Origin of the sequence: Acinetobacter seifertii (genome assembly GCF_000368065.1) — a bacterium.
Classification (GTDB): Bacteria; Pseudomonadota; Gammaproteobacteria; order Pseudomonadales; family Moraxellaceae; genus Acinetobacter; species Acinetobacter seifertii.
Genome location: NZ_KB851200.1, coordinates 934,255 through 953,449 on the forward strand (window position 1 = coordinate 934,255; position 19,195 = coordinate 953,449).

Below are 19,195 nucleotides of genomic sequence, written 5' to 3' on the forward strand. Positions count from 1 at the left end.
GTATGCCTGAGGTCATGATGCAGAGGAAATAGAACGTTTGGAGAATAGCAGAATGGATGAGCCTGGTTTAGAGCATTGTTACCACTTGCTGCAGTCCGATTCTTTGCCAGGGCAAACCCTGGATCAGTGCCTGTAACTGCTCCGGGCTGATCGCCATACTTTCACCCTGGTGAACTTTAGCCCAGTGGAATTTCCCCTGTTCCAGCCGCCGGGCACACAGCCAGATACCCAGTCCATCATGCACCAGCACTTTCATACGATGGCCACGCTTATTACAGAACAGGTAAGCGCAATGCGGTTTGATGTAGCCAAAGGCTCTCAGCACCTGAGCCATGGCTGTATCCATCCCTGCACGCATGTCCATCGGCTGGGTAGACAACCAGATCTCATCAATACGAATCATTGAGTCAAACCCTGGATCAGCAACAGTAATTCAGTTACTGACTCCACCGGCCAGTCGATCTCGATCATCTGATCCCTTGCGGAACTTGGTGCCTCATGTAATGGAATCCTGATATGAGCGACAGCTTTCTTCTCTGGCACAGGTGGTAGAGGTGCTTCTTGTTTGACTGGAGTCGGGTGAAGAATGACCGGAAGAAAGTCAGTCTGTGGAATGGATGGGGTTTTTAATGCAGGGGGCATTGATCTGGACTGACGAATCCATTTATGTAGCAGATTGGCATTGATCTGATGTTGCATTGCTACCTTGGCCACTGATGTATCTGGCTGCTGGCATTGCTGAATAAGTTGATGTTTAAATTCAGCTGTGAAGGTTCGACGGGGCTTTTTTAGCGTTGGTGCACTGTCTATAACTGTCTTTAAATCCATAAATAGGTGTCCACTTAAATTTAAGTGGACACTATCGCGGTATTAATGAGTTAGAAAAAGTGGGGTTCAGCGGACGCTTACATTGTACGCTAATTAATAAGACATAAAAAAGACACTGTTTAACAGTGTCTTTTTTTATGTCTAAATTATTTTTTAAAGAATTTAACTTCTTCAGATTTAGGATATTGCGTAAGTAATTTGTTCTTATATTGGTTTGCTGATGCAGTATTCTTATCAACATCCTTTGCAATACTATACAGTTGATACAATGCTCGAGGAGCTTTACTAGAGTTTGGATATTGATTCGCAACAATATTATAGTTTTTCTTCGCTTCATTGTAGTTCACAGGGTCTGTGGCTAAATGAAATTCAGCTAACCAAAAGTAAGCATTACCTGTATAAATACTATTAGGGTGGTTTTTAATAAAGTTTTGCATTGGGGCAATAGCTTTTTTCGCTCCACCCTGTTTGTAAGCATCTAAAGCTACTGTATAAGCGGCTTTTTCTAATTCAAGTGGATTTGACTGGTTTTGAGCAGCAGTGGTTGGTTGAGCGTTTGTTACTGGTGCGCTAGGTTGTTGTTCAGAGGTGGTTGGAGTAGGCGGAGCTGCAACTACTTTGTTGCCATCTGTAGGCTGAGAAGAAGGTGCTGATGTATTTGTAGTGGCGCTACTATCGGCAGTCGTATTTGAGCTATCATCTTGGGTCGCACTGTCTGGGTCAACTTTTTGATGTAGTAGCTCTAAACGTTGATCTAGGTCTGTATAGCGGTTGGCTAGATCTTTCTTTAGTTGCTCAATATCATTTGCTTGTTCTTCTAATTGACCTCTTAATGTGCGGATATCATTCTCTAATTGTTGATTTTTTTGCATCAACTCCCAGTTTAAATTGGTGGGAACTGAAATATTGCTTGAAGAAGTATTAGATGCACTACCATCATTTTGACTTAAACCACGAGACTCGATAGGAATATTTGCGTATAGAGAAGTGGTACTCATTAAGGCAATAAATAATAAAGAATGCTTCTTCATTTGCATGTGTATAAATCCATAATTTTATATAAAAGCCACCTTGAACACCGGAATATAAAAATCAATTCACTAAATATCTAAGGTTTTTCATTGATCAATGCAATTAAAACAGTTAACAGTTTAAATGCAAGGATAGTTTACAATCTTCAAGCATATTTTATGCAAAATGAAAAAGGAACTTAAGCTCATAAAATTACATTTTCAAATTTTAAGCGATTATTGTTGATGAATTAATCAATCGAAACAAAAACTTGCTGAAAATGGGATAGAAGGGTTGCATCTCTTTTAAAAATCTCTATACTTTGTTTTGCAATGGTAGCCCCGCTGGTGGCTTCGCAATTGTACTCTGTGAACCCCGCCAGGACCGGAAGGTAGCAACGGTAGCAGATCTATGATGTGCCGAAGTTTTGCTAGTGGGGCTGCCACCTTTCTTTTAATCCAATTTTCTTTGGATTGCTTTTAAAATTACATCTAAATCAAACCCTCTATACTGTAAGAATCTAATTTGTTTTGCTTTAAGCTTTGGATCCTTTTCGACAACTTCTCCAAATTTCTTAACTTTAAGCTGATAAGCTTGCTCTACCCAATCAATTTCGTGAATTTCATCAGCGATTAAATCGTTCTCAATCTGTTTGGTTTTTAAAGCTTGTTGAATGCGTTTTGGACCTTTACCTTTACGAATCTGACTTGCAAGCATTTGCTCTGCAACACGTTGGTCGCTTTGATAGTTTTGCTCAGATAACTCTTCAACGAGTTGTTTCACTTCTTCTATATTTTGTGCATAACGGGCTAATTTTTCAATCAGTTCTGATTTAGAGTAGTCTCGGCGAGTAAGTAAAGCAAAAGCATATGATCGTAAACGCTGGCCAGTAAGTGGGGGACGCTGTCGAGATTGCTCGTCGTTTCTTTTGAACATATAGGTTTCCTTGTAAAAAACGCCCCGAAGGGCGTTTTATGACTCATCTATAATTAAGATTCTAATAATAGATCTGGCTCTTCTTCGTCATCTTCAACTTGTACTGCGCCATTTGTACCTGTGGTCAGCAATTGCTCTCGAATATTGCGTTCAATCTCTTCAGCGATTTGCTTATTTTCTTCAAAATAACGAATCACGTTATTCTTACCTTGGCCAATTTTATTACCTTGATATGAATACCATGCACCAGCTTTTTGAACGATATCTTGTTGAACTGCCAAATCTACAAGTTCACCAAGTTGGTTAGTGCCTTTGCCGTATAAGATTTGGAAAATAGCTTCTCTAAATGGAGGAGCCATTTTGTTTTTAACGACTTTAACTTTAGTTTCTGAACCAACGATTTCGTCGCCTTCTTTTACTTGACCGATACGACGAATATCTAAACGAACTGACGCATAGAACTTAAGAGCGTTACCACCCGTTGTAGTTTCTGGGCTACCAAACATAACACCAATTTTCATACGAATTTGGTTAATGAAGATAACCATACAGTTTGAACGTTTAGCGTTACCCGTAATTTTACGAAGCGCTTGGCTCATAAGACGAGCTTGTAGACCCATGTGAGAATCACCCATCTCACCTTCGATCTCCGCTTTAGGTGTAAGGGCAGCTACCGAGTCCACAACGATTAAATCAATTGCGCCTGAACGGACAAGCATATCGGCGATTTCAAGTGCTTGTTCACCATTATCAGGTTGTGAAACAAGTAGGTTGTCAATATCTACACCAAGTTTACGTGCATATTGAGGATCTAGGGCATGCTCGGCATCGATGAATGCACATGTACCACCAGACTTTTGACATTGGGCGATTGCTTGCAATGTCATTGTGGTTTTACCAGAAGATTCAGGACCATAAATTTCGATAATACGGCCTTTTGGTAAACCACCAATCCCCAATGCGATGTCTAAAGTTAAAGAACCTGTAGATACGGCTTCAACTGCTTGAACAGTGTTATCACCGAGACGCATAACCGTATTTTTGCCAAATTGCTTTTCAATTTGACTCAAAGCGGCTTGTAATGCTTTGCTTTTATTCTCATCCATCTCAAAAACCTCAATACTCTATGTTCATCACGTTTAACCCAAGTGGATGCATTGAATCTCAACTTGTTTCACAGGGCTAATAGTGACAGATTTTTTCTTTAGCTTCTATATCTTATATATGTGAGTGCGACATAACTCGACGTTTCTATTCATCATCATAAGACCAATGATCTTCATAATGTTGATCGTTATCCTGTTTAAACCGATTGATTTGTCGTCGATCTTTCTTACTTGGTCTATGGTCAGGTCGAGCTAGATTATGCAATTTTCGTTGGGACGCAATCAACTCCCGTCTCGCAATACTTACTTCAGTTTCTTCATAAAGTTGCTGCGCAACTGGAGCTGGTCCTCGGGTGTTGGAAAGTGCTTTGACAACAACTGTCTTTTTTTCAAAACCTTGTTGAACAACAAGTTCCATTCCAACACGAATTTCTTTAGAAACTTTTACACGCTCATTATTGTGATGTACTTTACCACCTTCAATTGCAGCTTTAGCAATAGAACGAGTCTTAAAAAAACGTGCTGCCCATAACCATTTGTCGACACGCATCGTGTCTACAGCATCGTTTTCATGCAATTTTGACATCATTATCCTTTCTATCAGTTTGATTCAAAACAGACAGTAGCTCTGTAAGCTGATCTAGAGCTTTATACTCTAAATCTTGTGGCTGTCTTTTACTCTTAAGAGTTGAGGGCTGTAATATAGTAAACAAGTGTCTTATACCAAATTTTTCTGCAGTTTTTAAAACTTGAAGAGTATCGTCTAAAAAAATAGTGGTTTTGGGTTCAAAATAATGCAAGCGTTGTAACTCTTGCCAAAACTGAAGATCTTCCTTCGCATAACCCATTTGTTCACTAGATACAATCACATCAAAAAAATCTTGAATAGGGATGTTATCAAGTTTTAATTGTAAACTTGCGCAGTCTGCATTGGTCACTAACCAACATTGATAACCTTGTTCTTTTAGAGCATTAAGTAGCTCCATACATCCTGATCGTGTTTTAATTTTGTGTTGAAATTCTTTCTGAAGATTTAAAACATCTACTCCAGTAGTTTTCGTCCAATAATTTGAGGAGTACCATGAAAGAGTGTGCTTATTACTAAGATAAAACTGAGTCAATATTTCTTGGCTTTTTGTTAAAGAGAGTTGATGCGTCTGAGAATGCCGTACAGGTAGACATTCGTTCCAGATAAAGTCGTCAAAAGCCAAATCTAACAAAGTTCCGTCCATATCGAAAAGCACTATTTTAGCCATGTTTTAAGGACTCCAATTTGAATAGACAAGGAAGAAAGTTAGGCTAAGATTATAAGCATTAAAGCCTATAAAAACGGATTGATTTGTTATTATTTCATCATTTAGAGGTCTATCGAGGCTGATTAATAATGATTGTTAAAAGTGATAAATTCAAATGCTGCCAAGGACTTGATTGTTATTTTTTAGATGGAGAGTCTAATGAAAATTGAGTGATCGCAATTCTGATCAATTTATTCAAAATAATAAATGGAACTTTAAATGATGGGAATCTATCAATAGTACTCTTATGTCTATAAAAGTAGTAATCGCACTATTTTGATTTACATAGTGTACGTATTGGCGAACATTTTATAAATTGAACTGTGCATGTTTAAAGTTATATTAAAAATTATCCGAATAATAATTTAGAGTAGGCAATGAAAATTGGATTTATTGGAGGAGCCAATGATGGCATAGTTATCAATGCCGCAAATGGCATTGATACTTATAAACTTGAATGGCATTACAAGGCTGAAAAGCACTGTCAAGAACCATCACTAGGGCTAAATGGTCCTGAATATGACTATTACAATTTATTAATTTTGAGAAAAAACAAAGAGGCAAAACTTTTCTATGTTTTAACTACAATGGACAAAGAAGCTATTGCAGATAAAATTAATGAGTATTGGGAGCATTCAACTTCGGTAGGTTATGACTTTGATGAATAGCTCTGGTTTAAATTTATTAGTAATCTTTGATCATATCACTATTTCATATACTCATAACTCAAATTAAGGATTGTATATTTCATAAAGAACGTGTTCTTGAAGTGCGTGCCCATCTGGAAGCTTGGGATGATTGAAGTGTTTAACTTTACGCATTCCTAGTCTTTCCATTACAGCTTGAGAAGGCTTATTCACTGTTGCTGTAAAAGAAACCACTTTATCTTTATTAAGCACATTGAAGGCATAGTCTAATGCTGCTTTTGCTCCTTCTGTGGCATAACCTTTTTTCCAGTATTTTGTAGCAATCCTCCAGCCAATTTCAATGCAAGGGGAAAAATCAAATTGTTCTGGTTGGTCGTGTAGGCCAATAAAACCAATAAAGTCATGGCTTTCTTTTAATTCTACAGCCCAAAATCCCCAACCTTTTTCATCAATAAGGGCCGATGCTCTTTGAATTAAATTTATACTTTCAGTAGCAGATAAAAGCTTTGGAAAAAAACGCATAACATCTTTATCCAATCCCATTTCGATAAAGGGGGCAGCATCAGTTTCTTTCCATTGTCTTAAGATTAAACGTTCGGTTTCGATCATAGTAAAAGCTCTTTAAATATAATTTTAATTTAACCATATAGTCTACAGTGGCTTTTGTATAATTTTCTGTAAGATAATCTTAGAATTAATGCTTACCACTCCTTTAATTTTATTGAGTGTATTAATAACAAAGTGAGAAAAAGAATCTAGATCTTTAGTGGCGACATGCAGGACATAATTAGATTCGCCTGTAATGATATAAGCATTAATAACTTCATCAAAATTCTTGATCTGGCTTAAAAAAAACTGGTGATCATTTTCAGTGAGTTGAGCAAGTTTAATTTCAACTATGGCCTCAATTTTTATACCTAATTTTTCGTAGTTAACTTTCGCTTGATATTTTTCAATGATGCCGTTGGTTTCTAAAATCTTGACACGTCGGTGACAAGCAGATGCTGAGAGATTGACTAGATCAGCAAGTTCTTGGTTACTTAAGCGGGCATTATCTTGTAAATACTTCAAAATTTTTAGATCGATTGCATCGACATTCATTTTCGAATTCCATCCATATTTTTTAATTTTAATTAGAATTTTATACGAAATTAGTAATTTTTTATCAAATATTATCGAATAAATCGCAAGAATTGGCGTGATAAAATTCAAATACAAAGGAAATGTTGAAATAGGTGCAATACCAAATGATTACTCGTGAACAGTGTCTATATTGGGATCAGGAAGATGAACTCAAAAAATTTAAAGATGAATTTGCATTGCCAGAAGGTGTCATTTATTTAGATGGTAACTCTTTAGGTGCTAGACCAAAGAAATCTATGGCTGTCGCCCAGCATATTATTTCCCAAGAATGGGGAGAAGATTTGATCAATAGCTGGAATAAGGCTGATTGGTGGGGGCTACCAACAAGATTGGGTGACAAAGTCGCAAAACTGATTGGTGCTGACCAAGGCGAAGTTGTTATTTCAGATTCAACTACACTGAACTTATTTAAAGTTTTATCAGCAGCGGTAAAAATTCAAGCTGAAAAATTTCCTGAACGCAAAATTATCATTGCGGAAAAAGATGCTTTTCCAACAGATATTTATATTATTGAAGGTTTCATTGATTTAATTCAAAAGGGCTATCAAGTTGAATTGATTGATGGCGTAGAAGACTTAGCTCGAGCGTTAGAGAAAGATGTTGCTGTAGTGGTACTTTCTCACGTGAATTACCGTACTGGGTATTTCTACGATATGTCATCTATTAATGAGCAGATTCACTCTAAAGACGCTTTGTTGATTTGGGATTTATGTCACTCCGTTGGTGCTGTTCCAATGGACCTGAACCAAAGCGGCAGTGATTTTGCGATTGGTTGTACCTACAAATATTTAAATGGTGGTCCTGGTTCTCCAGCAATGTTGTGGGTCAATGAAAAGCACCGTGATCAGTTTTGGCAACCTTTATCTGGCTGGTGGAGTCACAAGAAACCATTTGATATGGCACAGCATTATGAGCCTACTAATAGCATTCGTCGCTATTTATGTGGAACACAGCCAATTATCTCTATGAGTCTTATTGAATGCGGCGTAGATATTTTCCTACATGCCGATATGCAAAAAATCCGTGAGAAATCTCTGAAATTAACTGATTTATTCATTCAACTGGTACAGCAAGAATGCTCTGAATTTGGTTTTGAGTTAATTACGCCTTTAGAACATAAATATCGTGGTAGTCATATCAGTTATCGCCATGAATTCGGTTATGAAATTATTCAAGCGCTTATTGCACGTGGTGTGATTGGTGATTATCGGGAACCAGCGGTCTTAAGATTTGGTATTACACCTTTGTACTTAGGATTTGAAGATATTTGGAATGCAGTACAGCATTTAAAAGAAACCATGCTGAATAGTGAATGGAAAAACAAGCGCTATTTAGTTCGTGGTGAAGTGACCTGATTTTAAGGAATCAAAATAAAACAAATGGCTAGGGGGGCCTATGAGTAGTTTTGATGAAATACAAAATAGAGAAGCTGGGCTGCATAAAAAGTTATCTGCAAAACAGATGGGTATGATTGCCATTGGTGGAGCAATTGGAACCGGATTATTTATGGGAAGCAAATTTGCAATTAGCTTTGCAGGTCCCGCAGTCATCGTCAGCTATGCGATTGGTGGTTTAATTGCATTTGCACTTATGGCTTGCTTAGCTGAAATGACGGTTCAGCATCCTACTTCGGGCTCCTTTGGGGCGTATGCAGAACATTATATGAGTCCACTTGCTGGCTTTTTAGTTCGCTACTGTTATTGGGCTTGTATTGTGCTGGCTGTAGGTACCGAGATTACCGCTGTAGCTGACTATATGAAGCTTTGGTTCCCCAATGTAGGCTCTTGGATCTGGATTGGTTTTTTTTCACTGACCTTACTTGTTATAAATGCCTATAGTGTTAAAGCCTTTGGACTAGTTGAGTACTGGTTTTCTACAATTAAAGTTTTTGCCATTATTGTGTTTATTCTTTTGGCTATTGGTATCTTGACTCAAAGCAATCAGGGAATGAATCAAGTTGTGACTAATTTGTCAGGGCATGGAGGCTTTTTCCCCAATGGCTTTAGTGGGGTATGGATTGGTGTCATTATTTCAATATTTAGTTATTTAAGTATAGAAATGATCGCCGTCGCAGCTGGTGAAGCAAAAGACCCTGAAAAAGCAGTAAAAAAGGCATTTAAAAGCACAGCACTTCGACTCATTTTGTTCTATTTATTGTCCTTATTTCTCATCGTTACTTTGGTGCCATGGACGGTTTTGATTGGAGCAGATGCAACAAGTCCTTTTGTTATGGTCATGAAGATTGTTGGTATTCCATACGCCGATAGCATTTTAAATTTTATTGTAATTGTAGCTGCCTTATCTGCAATGAATAGCATGCTTTATATTTCAACTCGTATGTTGTTTAGCTTGTCCCGTGCAGGTGATGCACCAAGAGCTTTTGGCCGAATCAGTAGCAACGGTGTGCCAGTAAATGCACTATTGTTATCAGCGGTGGGCATTGGTATCGCTAGCATTGTTTATACGATTAATCCGGCTTCTGCGTTTCCAATCATGATTGCACTATCAATGTTCGGTGCATTATTCACGTGGGGCACCATCTTTGTAACACATATGTTTTTTAGAAAGCATATGGCTCAGCAAAACATACAGCTAAAATTTAAAATTCCTGCTAGTCGATTCATCTCATTATTTGGTTTTATTGCGATTTTGAGTATTACAGTAACTACTTGGTTTACCAATGAGTTTAAGTCTACTTTACAGTTTGGCGTACCTTTGGTGCTTGTTCTGATATTTTGCTTTTACTTAAAACGTTCAACCTTAAAAGTAAGTCTTAAGTCTACTGAAGAGACATTGAAGTAATCGCGATATGAGAAAATATGACAATGCTACAACGGTAGCAAATGAAGGTGAAATATTAGCAAGCTTTCAATCTAGAAGCTTGCTAATTTATCAGGCCTATCATCATATAAAAGATATTAAGTATGGTTCACAGAACCGATCAATGATGGATTTTTTCCCTTTAGAACATGCCAATAAAACCGTGATTTTTATACATGGAGGATATTGGCAGTGGTGTGATAAATCGGACTTTGCCTTTATAGCACCGTATATTTTGGCAAAAGGAGCGCAGTGTGTACTTGTAGAATATGACTTGGCTCCTCAAAGCCATATTTCGCAAATTGTGGATCAGACTCAAAAAGCCCTAGATTTTATTGCACAGCAGAATTGGAAAACGGATGAGGTTTTATTAGTGGGTCATTCAGCAGGGGCGCATCTCGGAGCATTATGTTTAAGCCACCCTTTGTTATCTGAGGTGGCTTTATTAAGTGGAATATATGATTTAGCACCTATACAAGCGACTCATTTAAACCATGCATTAAAGTTATCACAAGACGATATTTTAAAATATAGCCCTATTCATCGGGAAGAGAATGTTGATATTCCTTGTACGCTTTTGTGTGGAGAGTTGGAGCTAAGTGAGTTGAAATGGCAAAGCCAAAACTATTTTGATCATAAGTGCAAACAAAATCAGAATCTTATGTCATTAGATATTATTTCAGAAGTTAATCATTATTCTATTTTAGATTATTACTTTAAGTATATATTTTAATAAAATCGAAAAATGCGAAATAGAAAACTTCGGGAATTAAATTGGATAAATTATAGATTTTAAAAATCAAAAACTTATCCTTGCTCTATAAAAGAGAATACCTCCATCTCAATTGTTAATTTAAGTGTATAGACGATTTTAAGTGATTGTTAGACCTTATGTGGTAAATCAATTACTTGAACCTAGAGCTAGATTATATATATTTATTTAAATTTTAATGATATATATTCATTGTTTATTATATGTGGATTGAACTGTGAACTTTTTCACATTTAATTAACTTTTTTATTGATATATATGCTTTAGAGTTGACCTAAACTAATATCTCGATTAGATTAAAAAGATAGTGTTTTCTCTCTACGCGACAAATTGTTTAGCTGTTGCTTAGATGAGTTTTATAGTCCGTAGCTTCCCAAGATACGGACTTTTTTATTTTTAAACTTTCTTTTGAAAAATATTTTAGTACATAAAATCATCAAATTTGCTCATACTTATAGTCATAAGTCACTAAATTTATCAAAGAGGTATTGAAAATACATCTTTAAGCGATTATAGTAGTTCAAGCATATACTGCGTCTGTAAAGTTATTTATTTTTTAATACCCTCATATTTTTTAATATGGGGGTATTTTTTATTAAGAACTAAATCAATAATTAATATATTTATACATTTCTGATACGAAAAATTTGTAGTTGAATAAATTGTAAAATTCTTATGGTTGATAATTTGATTGAATTTTTAAATAATTTTTAAAAGTTTGGTTTTTTCTATGATTTTATGGATATTTTGAAGTTTCTAAAAAGTTTTAATACAGTTGGTACTTATTTGACTGTTATGCTTATTGTTTTAATAAGTATGCTTTTATATTTTTATATAATTGCTCCTCAAACGTAAAAAGAAAGGTCCCGAAGGACCTTCTTTAAATTTTTGCATGAGTACCATATTTATCTATCATGATTGAGCTGTCTTCATTTAGACCGCGAACAGTTACTTTAATATTGTTTTTTTGAAATTTATTTACTACAGAATCTAGCATAGCAACTGAAGTCACATCCCAAATATGAGAATGGGTAAGGTCAATAATGGCTTCTTTAATATCTTCTTTAAAGTTAAAGCTTTGCATAAGTTTTTCAGATGAACTAAAAAATATTTGACCACTTAACTTATACAGACGAGCTTCACCTTCTAAGGAGGTTTCTATACGAATATCATTTTCAAGTTTATTTGCTAAGAAAAGTGCTGAAAGTAATACGCCCGTCAATACGCCTAACGCTAAGTTATGAGTGGCAACTACCATGATAACTGTAGCAATCATAACAACATTACTGCTTTTAGGATTGTTTTGAAATTGTGTTAGTGAACTCCACAGCAGAAAGTAGATAAACGTGTGCGGCCACCCGATTTTACATTAATCATTGATTGACCAATCATGGCACAACCGGCCATACCACCCAAAACCTGAAGCAATATAGCAATCCCTTCACACGTAACTACACGACATCACTAAACAGTGATGAGTTATTTACAAGAAATAAGAGGATGTAAACTTAAGGTGGCGTAAGCATCATGGATATAGAGTTTGAAGTATTTAAAAGTGTTTGAGGAATAGCATAAGATCTAAAAATTAATAAAAGAGATAAGAATAAATTTAAGTTGTTTAACTTAAAAGAAGTTTATAAAGATGTTGAGCTCTTTTTAATAGCTACTTTTATGCAACAGAGCCTTTCATAAATTTGGATTTTAATAAATGTGCTATTCATCATAATACAAATCATATAGAGAGCATGTACCAAACTTTTGCTAAAAGTTTAAAAATGCTCGTAAATTTTGAAAATTTATAAGGTGGACATATGAATAAACATTTATTGACTAAAATTGCTTTAGTGGGTGCTGCCCAGCTATTTACATTCAATACAGCGTTTGCTGATATTCCTCTTACTCCTGCACAATTTGCTAAAGCAAAAACAGAAAATTTTGATAAAAAAGTTATTTTGTCTAACTTAAATAAACCGCATGCTTTGTTATGGGGGCCAGACAATCAGATTTGGTTAACTGAACGAGCAACGGGAAAGATTATAAGAGTCAATCCTGAGTCTGGTAGTGCAAAAACAGTGTTTCAGGTTCCTGAAATTGTGAATGATGCAGATGGACAAAATGGTTTATTAGGCTTTGCCTTTCATCCTGATTTTAAACATAACCCTTATATCTATATTTCGGGTACTTTTAAAAATCCAAAATCTACAGATAAAGAACTACCAAACCAAACGATTATCCGTAGGTATACCTATAATAAAACAACAGATACATTTGAAAAACCTGTCGATTTGATTGCAGGTTTACCATCATCGAAAGATCACCAGTCTGGTCGTCTTGTTATTGGCCCCGACCAAAAAATCTATTATACAATTGGTGACCAAGGTCGAAATCAACTGGCTTATTTGTTTTTACCAAATCAGGCGCAGCATACTCCAACTCAGCAAGAGCTGAACAGTAAAGACTATCATACCTATATGGGCAAGGTATTGCGCTTAAATTTGGATGGAAGTATTCCTAAAGATAATCCGAGCTTTAATGGGGTAGTTAGCCATATCTATACTTTAGGGCATCGTAATCCACAAGGTTTAGCATTTGCTCCGAATGGAAAGCTTTTACAGTCTGAGCAAGGCCCAAATTCTGATGATGAAATTAATCTCATTTTAAAAGGTGGGAACTATGGTTGGCCAAATGTAGCGGGTTACAAAGATGACAGTGGCTATGCATATGCCAACTATTCAGCTGCAACTAATAAATCTCAAATTAAAGATTTGGGCCAAAACGGGGTAAAAGTAGCCGAAGGCGTTCCCGTGACTAAAGAATCTGAATGGACTGGGAAAAACTTTGTAGCACCTTTAAAAACGTTATATACCGTACAAGATACCTATAACTACAATGATCCAACGTGTGGCGATATGACTTATGTCTGCTGGCCAACGGTTGCACCGTCATCGGCATATGTATATACGGGAGGCAAAAAAGCGATTCCGGGATGGGAAAATACATTATTGGTACCATCTTTAAAACGTGGGGTAATTTTCCGTATTAAGCTAGATCCGACATATAGTGCGACTTTGGATGATGCTATCCCGATGTTTAAAAGCAATAACCGCTATCGTGACGTGATTGCAAGTCCAGAGGGCAATGTTTTATATGTACTGACCGATACAGCGGGGAATGTGCAAAAAGACGATGGTTCTGTAACGCATACTTTAGAGAATCCTGGTTCTCTTATTAAATTTACGTATAACGGAAAGTAGTTTATGCAAAAAACCCAGCTCTATAGCTGGGTTTTTTATACAAGTTTAGATTTATTTATTCAGTTACGACCAATACTGGTACATGGATTTCTCCTAACAGTGCTTGAGTCACACTTCCTAAGAAGAACTTTTTAAAACCTTTTCGCCCATGAGAACCAATTACCAATAAATCAGCTTTTAGCTCAGTTGCTGCTTTGATAATTTCTGTGTGAATTGTTTGACCTTCAACAATCTTTGTTTCAACAGAAATTCCGTGTTGACTAAATTGTTCTTTAGCTTGATCTAAAATGCCCTGAATCGAAGCTCTCGCTTTATTAAAGTAATCTTGCGCAATTTCTGTACTATCAATGATTTCAACTGAAATAAAAGGATCAATAGTGAGCGCATATACTAAAGTGACTTTACTGTTAAATGCTTTTGCAAGACTTGCAGCATGATTAACCGCAATAAGTGAAGTAGGAGAACCATCGACTGGAACTAAAATATGGTGATAACTCATATATTGCTCCTTATTGCCTTGTGACAATATTTATTGTTGAAGAACTAAAAATTAGTTATCGTTATGATTATATTATCGTCAATTTTATGGTTTTTATTGTGTGTTTTTAGTGTGTAAAGCGAGCGACTTCTTTTAAATATTCAGACTAATTCATAGAATAGTGGCTTTCTATATAAGCCTGACCTTGTTTAAGAATAGATATAACCTGATTCGCATCAATAGCTTGTTCAAATAAGAAACCTTGTCCAATGTTATATCCGAACTGGAGCAGTAACTCTTGTTGTTCTGGTGTTTCAATACCTTCTGCTATTAGCCTAAGGGAAAGATTAGGTGCAAGTAAGCCGATTGCTTGGACGATTGCATAAATTGATGGGTCATGTTGCATCTTTTGTATAAAGCTACAATCGACTTTTAGGCAATCAATTGGATAGTCTCGTATATGCGTTAGAGAAGAAGATCCTGTTCCGAAATCATCTAAAGCAATGCGTACCCCATGTTGTTTTAGTTTATTGAGTGCACGAATAACATATTCAGAACCACGATCACCAAGCATATGCTCAGTAACTTCTATTTCAATTAAATGTGTAGGAACTTCAAACTGATAAATCTTTTTTAATAGGCGTTCAGCGTAATTGTCTCTTAAAAATTCAACTGGCGCTGCATTTAGAGATACAGGAAGCGGCTGAAAACCTAATTTTATCCATTTAGCCATATCATGCAAAACTTGATGTTGCATGATTTCACCAATTTTACTCGCTAAATCATAATCTTTAAAAGCTTCAGCAATCTGGGAGGGTAATCCTGTTTGAGCTGATGTTGTGTGCCAACGTAATAATGCTTCAAATCCTAGGACAGCATGAGTTTTTAAATCAACTTTGGGTTGATAGTAAGGTTGGATGGTATGGTGACGAATAAGCTGCCGAGCAATGTTAAGCTGAGATGCGATTGCTTCGGTTAATTGCATCATACTGGGGTTATACATACGTATACCACCACGACCTCGAGCTTTTAAGTCATGTAATGCCATGTCTGCACAGCTTAATAAACTCGACTGATCAACAGCATCTTGCGGGTAAATGGCACAGCCGATACTCATTCCACCGTTGAGCACATTGCCAGCATATGTAATAGGGTGATTGAGTTGTTGAAGTAATACTTCAGCGATACCTCGAATATCATCTTCATCTTTTAAATGACTAATAATGACCGCAAATTCGTCTCCACCTAATCTAGCAACAATACATCTTTCATGATCTACGCACTGATTAAAACGTTTCGATAGAATTTTTAGCAAGTGATCACCAGCACTATGACCTATAGTGTCATTAATGTGTTTGAAATGATCTAAATCAATTAAAAGTAACCCTACGCTGGTTTGAGTTTCTCGTGAGTAGGCTAGGGTACGTTTTAGTTGAAGCTTAAATGAGCGTCGGTTAAATAATCCGGTAAGTTCATCACGCTCACTAATATCTCTTAATCGGTTTTCAGTAATATGTTGCTGAGTAACGTTCCGAGAAACACACAATATTTGAATAATTTCGCCGTTTGTATGTTGGATTGGGGTAAGTATATTGTCCCAATGTTCAGGATCCTGATTGGGTAAAGAACTCATGCCAGCGAATCGAGCTACTTTACCTTGTAAGGCTTTTTTTAAAGCAACTCTTCCACGTTTACGTATATGAGGCGGTAAAAGGTCTAACCATGGCATTCCAAATTTTTTTTCATTTTCAGGCACGCCTAGAGCAACGCATCCTGATTTATTCATATGAGAGACTGTGCCATCTGTATTTAAAACTTTAATACAATCGACACTGATATCAAGCATTTGATTTTGTATATCAATATCTTTACGTAAGTTTTGTTGTTCTTGAATGTCTTGATCAATATCTAAAAAACTAATAAACCATTCATTTTTAGGCAAAGATTCATGATATTTTGACAATTGAATTGAAAGCTTACACCATCGATAGTCATGGCTTTTATGTAAAAGACGACATTTAAATTCGATTCTTGATAGGAGTCTTATAGCATCTAACCATTTGTTTTTAACTTCTTCTAAATCGGCAGGGTACACGAAATCTAGCCATTGTTGAGATAATGGGGGAGAAGTATCGTGCCAGTATTTTGTACACTCCGTATTGCAATATAAAATTAAGCCTTTTTCATCACTAACCCATGTCGGTAGAGGAATCTGCTCAACAATAAAATGCTTTTGGGTAGTGTTCGACATTGAAGTCATAACATGCCTAAAAATTGCTGAAGAATTAAACTATTTATAAACTGTATTGTAATAGTTGTGTCGTCAGCACAAAAGCTATAAAAACTCGACATTTGGTGTTTTTTTGAGCTTAAATAAATATTTTTCTAAAAATATAATTGTAATTACTCATGTATGCGTATGTTATTTATTAATTTTTAATTCTATTTAGGTTGCTAAAAATAGAGTTTTAACTTTAAAAAATTATGCTTATTTTTGTAAAAAAATTGTTATAAACAGTTGTTTATATATTAGAAAAAAGAAGAGATTATGGAGATATATAAATGAGATAAAATATTTTTTAAGGCGCAAGTTAGGTTAGATTCAATATTTTACTTAAAAAAATTTATATAAATAATTAATTTAAATTATTAAGTACAAATACAATAACTACTATTAAGTTTACAAAAGTAACATAAAATAAGGCCTTATATTATCGTAGAATTCTTTTTGTCGAAAAGGATATATACATCCTTTTTGTGCATTTTATAGCCTACATTTTCCCCAAGATGTAGGTTTTTTTTATGCCATAATTTTATCATGTTACTGTTTATTAACTTTTAAATTATATAAAAAAAGCCATGATGGCTTTTTATACGGTTTCTGGTTTTTTCAATTGTTGTTGAATATAAAGGTTCATATAATACTGCTCTATATAGTCATCAGCATAATTGTTAGCTAAAGTTTTTGTAGCTACCTGTTCATGCTTATTATAACAATTAGTTTCTAAATCCTTCTCAAGTACCCACCATTGACGGTTAATACGACGTACCTGAAACTTATCACTTTTATATTTTCTTTTAGCCATTTTTCCAAAAATTACGATGTAGATAATAGAAGAGAGTTTCTACTGGAGTTGAAAGAACAAGTCAACACGCATAGTGTTTAATTGACTAATTTATGAAATTTAAGTTTCTAGTCATGGTCAATAAATGTAAAAAAGCCCTCATAAGAGGGCTTTAAAATTCAGTAAATTATAGAAAGTAATTAACGAGATAGATTCTTTAAAAGCATTTTTAAGCTTTCCATCATTTTTTCTAACTGTAGAGGGGTAATACCTTCAAATGATTGCTCAAGTACTACGCTGGTTAGATCATTAATTTTATTAATCATTTCAGTACCACGTTCAGTAAGATATACGCGTGTAATACGACCATCTGTTTGGCAAGAATATGTTTCAACTAAACCTTCATCTTTTAAGCGATAAACAATTTTAGTTGTAGTCGACATCTTTGAAATAATCATGTCAGATAGCTCAGACACGCTAGCGTGAGGTTTACTACTTAGCGCAAGCATAATGCGTCTACGTGAGTTATCTAAGCCATATTTTTTAAGGGCATTATCAATATTTTGAACATATTGAGCATGGACCTGAGTAATCCAATAATATGGAAAATCTTCAAGAGTGAAAGATTCTGTTGTAGGTAAAAAACGCGCATACTTCTTTGTCATTGACTTTTCCCCATACCTTGGTGGATCGCATTTTATGAAACTAATCTTAATAGTTGAAAAATATAGTTTCACTAAGCAAGTTATATCAGGACTTTAGGTCGTGAGCAAAATTTATATTGTTTGATTTAACAAGGACAAACTATAAATTTTACTAATCTGATAAAACTTATTTCTTACCGTTGATTTGAACTTGGCTGCTCGCTTGTTCGTAAAATGAGCGATATCTCTTTGCCAGAGAATCCTAGAAAAAAAAATTTGTTTTGAACGTGACATTTCTCTAAATATTTTTTGTCTACAAAGTCATAACCATAAAAAATAAATGCATTTAATAAAGAAATATTTAATATAATCAAATAATTATTCTATATTTGCGGCTAAAAAATTTACCAGACATTTAACATTATTCATTCACTAACTTAACTAAATAAAAAAATATCTTCATAAATAGTTGATTATTAATTAATTTAATTTTTATTATATTTTAAAGGTTTTAACTTTTTTGATTAATTATTTTAACTTGAATATTAGATTAATTTTTTGACAATTAAGTTTTGTTTCATTGTTGTTTTTTTGTTTATTTTTGGTATAGTGCGCGTTCAAATTAGCAATGAAAATTTTTGCGTATTCATGATGAAAAAAATATTAGTCAGTTCAATATTAGCTTTCACTATCGGTTTGAATGGCTGTGCGAGTATCATAACTGGCCCTTCACAGATCGTTACGTTTACGAGTGTGCCTGAATCAGCATCTATAGAGATAAAAAACAGAAAAGGTGTGAAAATACATACTGGTCAAACACCTGTTACGGTTAGTTTGAAAAAGGGAGCTGGATACTTTAAGCCTGAAAAATACGAAATAACATTCAGTAAAGCTGGTTATCAAACTAAAACCGTAGAAGTAACTGGAACATTAAGTGGGTGGTATTTAGGTAACATTCTTTTTGGTGGCTTAATTGGAATTTTAATTGTCGACCCATTTACTGGCGCAATGTTTAGGCTAGCTCCTAAAGACGTAAATGCAGTTTTAGAAGCTCAAAACTTGAAAGATGAGTCTAACCAAAAACCAACTCTTGCAGTGGTATTAGCCCAAGATCTTCCAGAAGAAATTATGGCGCGAGCAGTTCAAATTCAACATTAAAAATTAGCTAGTAATAAAAAGGGAGAATTAATATTCTC

General features: G+C 35.2%; 20 protein-coding genes, 1 other RNA gene and 1 pseudogene. 8 read left to right on the forward strand and 14 right to left on the reverse strand.

All coding sequences use genetic code 11. From position 1 onward, the window contains the following. Positions 1-67: 67 nt before the first annotated feature. The 3 genes from tnpB to F985_RS11850 all read right to left on the reverse strand — a co-directional run bounded on the left by tnpB (position 68) and on the right by F985_RS11850 (position 1,865). On the reverse strand, positions 68-403 hold the full coding sequence (gene tnpB, locus F985_RS11840; RefSeq protein WP_000618090.1) for an IS66 family insertion sequence element accessory protein TnpB: 336 nt from the start codon (positions 401-403) through the stop codon (positions 68-70). Next, positions 400-828 carry an IS66-like element accessory protein TnpA gene (gene tnpA, locus F985_RS11845; RefSeq protein ID WP_000364662.1) on the reverse strand — a complete coding sequence of 143 codons (429 nt, stop codon included), beginning with the start codon at positions 826-828 and terminating at the stop codon, positions 400-402. Before tnpA ends, tnpB begins: the two co-directional genes overlap by 4 nt. Positions 829-974: 146 nt before the next feature. Further along, on the reverse strand, positions 975-1,865 hold the full coding sequence (locus tag F985_RS11850; RefSeq protein WP_004701214.1) for a YbgF trimerization domain-containing protein: 891 nt from the start codon (positions 1,863-1,865) through the stop codon (positions 975-977). 316 nt (positions 1,866-2,181) lie between these two features. Between F985_RS11850 and ffs the strand changes: the two genes are divergently transcribed. After that, positions 2,182-2,278: signal recognition particle sRNA small type (ffs, locus tag F985_RS25190), an RNA gene on the forward strand. A 14-nt stretch (positions 2,279-2,292) separates the two neighbouring features. Here ffs and F985_RS11855 read toward each other — a convergent pair. The 4 genes from F985_RS11855 to F985_RS11870 all read right to left on the reverse strand — a co-directional run bounded on the left by F985_RS11855 (position 2,293) and on the right by F985_RS11870 (position 5,137). Then, a complete protein-coding gene (locus F985_RS11855) occupies positions 2,293-2,775 on the reverse strand; it encodes a regulatory protein RecX (RefSeq protein ID WP_004701215.1) in 483 nt (160 codons plus the stop codon). Between the two features lie 53 nt (positions 2,776-2,828). Next, complete coding sequence (gene recA, locus F985_RS11860; RefSeq protein WP_004701217.1) at positions 2,829-3,881, reverse strand: recombinase RecA; 1,053 nt, start codon at positions 3,879-3,881, stop codon at positions 2,829-2,831. A 145-nt stretch (positions 3,882-4,026) separates the two neighbouring features. Then, complete coding sequence (locus tag F985_RS11865) at positions 4,027-4,467, reverse strand: RNA-binding S4 domain-containing protein (RefSeq protein ID WP_004701218.1); 441 nt, start codon at positions 4,465-4,467, stop codon at positions 4,027-4,029. Further along, positions 4,451-5,137 carry an HAD-IA family hydrolase gene (locus tag F985_RS11870; RefSeq protein WP_004701221.1) on the reverse strand — a complete coding sequence of 229 codons (687 nt, stop codon included), beginning with the start codon at positions 5,135-5,137 and terminating at the stop codon, positions 4,451-4,453. The genes F985_RS11865 and F985_RS11870 overlap by 17 nt, the downstream gene beginning before the upstream one ends. 416 nt (positions 5,138-5,553) lie before the next feature. Here F985_RS11870 and F985_RS11875 point away from each other — a divergent pair, with 416 nt between their 5' ends. After that, positions 5,554-5,844 (forward strand): hypothetical protein, encoded by a 291-nt coding sequence (locus tag F985_RS11875; RefSeq protein ID WP_004701224.1) that lies wholly within the window; start codon positions 5,554-5,556, stop codon positions 5,842-5,844. Positions 5,845-5,907: 63 nt separating this feature from the next. Here F985_RS11875 and F985_RS11880 read toward each other — a convergent pair whose 3' ends face one another. Together F985_RS11880 and gigD are read right to left on the reverse strand one after the other, a co-directional pair. Then, a complete protein-coding gene (locus F985_RS11880) occupies positions 5,908-6,432 on the reverse strand; it encodes a GNAT family N-acetyltransferase (RefSeq protein WP_004701226.1) in 525 nt (174 codons plus the stop codon). A gap of 42 nt (positions 6,433-6,474) precedes the next feature. Further along, a complete protein-coding gene (gigD, locus tag F985_RS11885; protein ID WP_004701228.1) occupies positions 6,475-6,924 on the reverse strand; it encodes an Lrp/AsnC family transcriptional regulator GigD in 450 nt (149 codons plus the stop codon). 146 nt (positions 6,925-7,070) lie between these two features. Between gigD and kynU the strand changes: the two genes are divergently transcribed. From kynU to F985_RS26125, 4 genes are all read left to right on the forward strand, one after another. Further along, entirely contained in the window at positions 7,071-8,321 is a 1,251-nt protein-coding gene (gene kynU / locus F985_RS11890) for a kynureninase (RefSeq protein WP_004701230.1), read from the forward strand. A gap of 40 nt (positions 8,322-8,361) precedes the next feature. Continuing rightward, positions 8,362-9,768 carry an amino acid permease gene (locus F985_RS11895; protein ID WP_004701231.1) on the forward strand — a complete coding sequence of 469 codons (1,407 nt, stop codon included), beginning with the start codon at positions 8,362-8,364 and terminating at the stop codon, positions 9,766-9,768. 7 nt (positions 9,769-9,775) lie between these two features. Beyond that, positions 9,776-10,519: an alpha/beta hydrolase gene (locus F985_RS11900; RefSeq protein WP_004701233.1), complete on the forward strand. Its 744-nt coding sequence runs from the start codon at positions 9,776-9,778 to the stop codon at positions 10,517-10,519. A gap of 777 nt (positions 10,520-11,296) precedes the next feature. Beyond that, complete coding sequence (locus tag F985_RS26125) at positions 11,297-11,413, forward strand: hypothetical protein (protein WP_081400414.1); 117 nt, start codon at positions 11,297-11,299, stop codon at positions 11,411-11,413. Between the two features lie 25 nt (positions 11,414-11,438). Here the strand turns inward: F985_RS26125 and F985_RS0104335 are convergent. Next, a pseudogene (locus F985_RS0104335) lies at positions 11,439-12,001 on the reverse strand (STAS domain-containing protein); the annotation flags it as partial. Positions 12,002-12,369: 368 nt separating this feature from the next. Here F985_RS0104335 and F985_RS11905 point away from each other — a divergent pair. Further along, a complete protein-coding gene (locus F985_RS11905) occupies positions 12,370-13,812 on the forward strand; it encodes a glucose/sorbosone family PQQ-dependent dehydrogenase (protein WP_004701237.1) in 1,443 nt (480 codons plus the stop codon). A 55-nt stretch (positions 13,813-13,867) separates the two neighbouring features. Here the strand turns inward: F985_RS11905 and F985_RS11910 are convergent, their stop codons facing one another. From F985_RS11910 to F985_RS11925, 4 genes are all read right to left on the reverse strand, one after another. Beyond that, positions 13,868-14,311, reverse strand: coding sequence for a universal stress protein (locus F985_RS11910; RefSeq protein WP_002050707.1), 444 nt, complete (start codon positions 14,309-14,311; stop codon positions 13,868-13,870). 145 nt (positions 14,312-14,456) lie between these two features. Beyond that, positions 14,457-16,550 carry an EAL domain-containing protein gene (locus tag F985_RS11915; RefSeq protein WP_004701239.1) on the reverse strand — a complete coding sequence of 698 codons (2,094 nt, stop codon included), beginning with the start codon at positions 16,548-16,550 and terminating at the stop codon, positions 14,457-14,459. A 610-nt stretch (positions 16,551-17,160) separates the two neighbouring features. Beyond that, positions 17,161-17,376, reverse strand: a complete 216-nt coding sequence (locus F985_RS11920) for a hypothetical protein (RefSeq protein ID WP_004701241.1) — start codon at positions 17,374-17,376, stop codon at positions 17,161-17,163. Positions 17,377-17,555: 179 nt separating this feature from the next. Continuing rightward, complete coding sequence (locus tag F985_RS11925; RefSeq protein ID WP_002050629.1) at positions 17,556-18,020, reverse strand: MarR family winged helix-turn-helix transcriptional regulator; 465 nt, start codon at positions 18,018-18,020, stop codon at positions 17,556-17,558. Between the two features lie 630 nt (positions 18,021-18,650). On the opposite strand from F985_RS11925, the gene F985_RS11930 reads away from it, so the two are divergent. After that, on the forward strand, positions 18,651-19,157 hold the full coding sequence (locus tag F985_RS11930) for a peptidase associated/transthyretin-like domain-containing protein (RefSeq protein WP_025469124.1): 507 nt from the start codon (positions 18,651-18,653) through the stop codon (positions 19,155-19,157). Positions 19,158-19,195 lie beyond the last annotated feature (38 nt).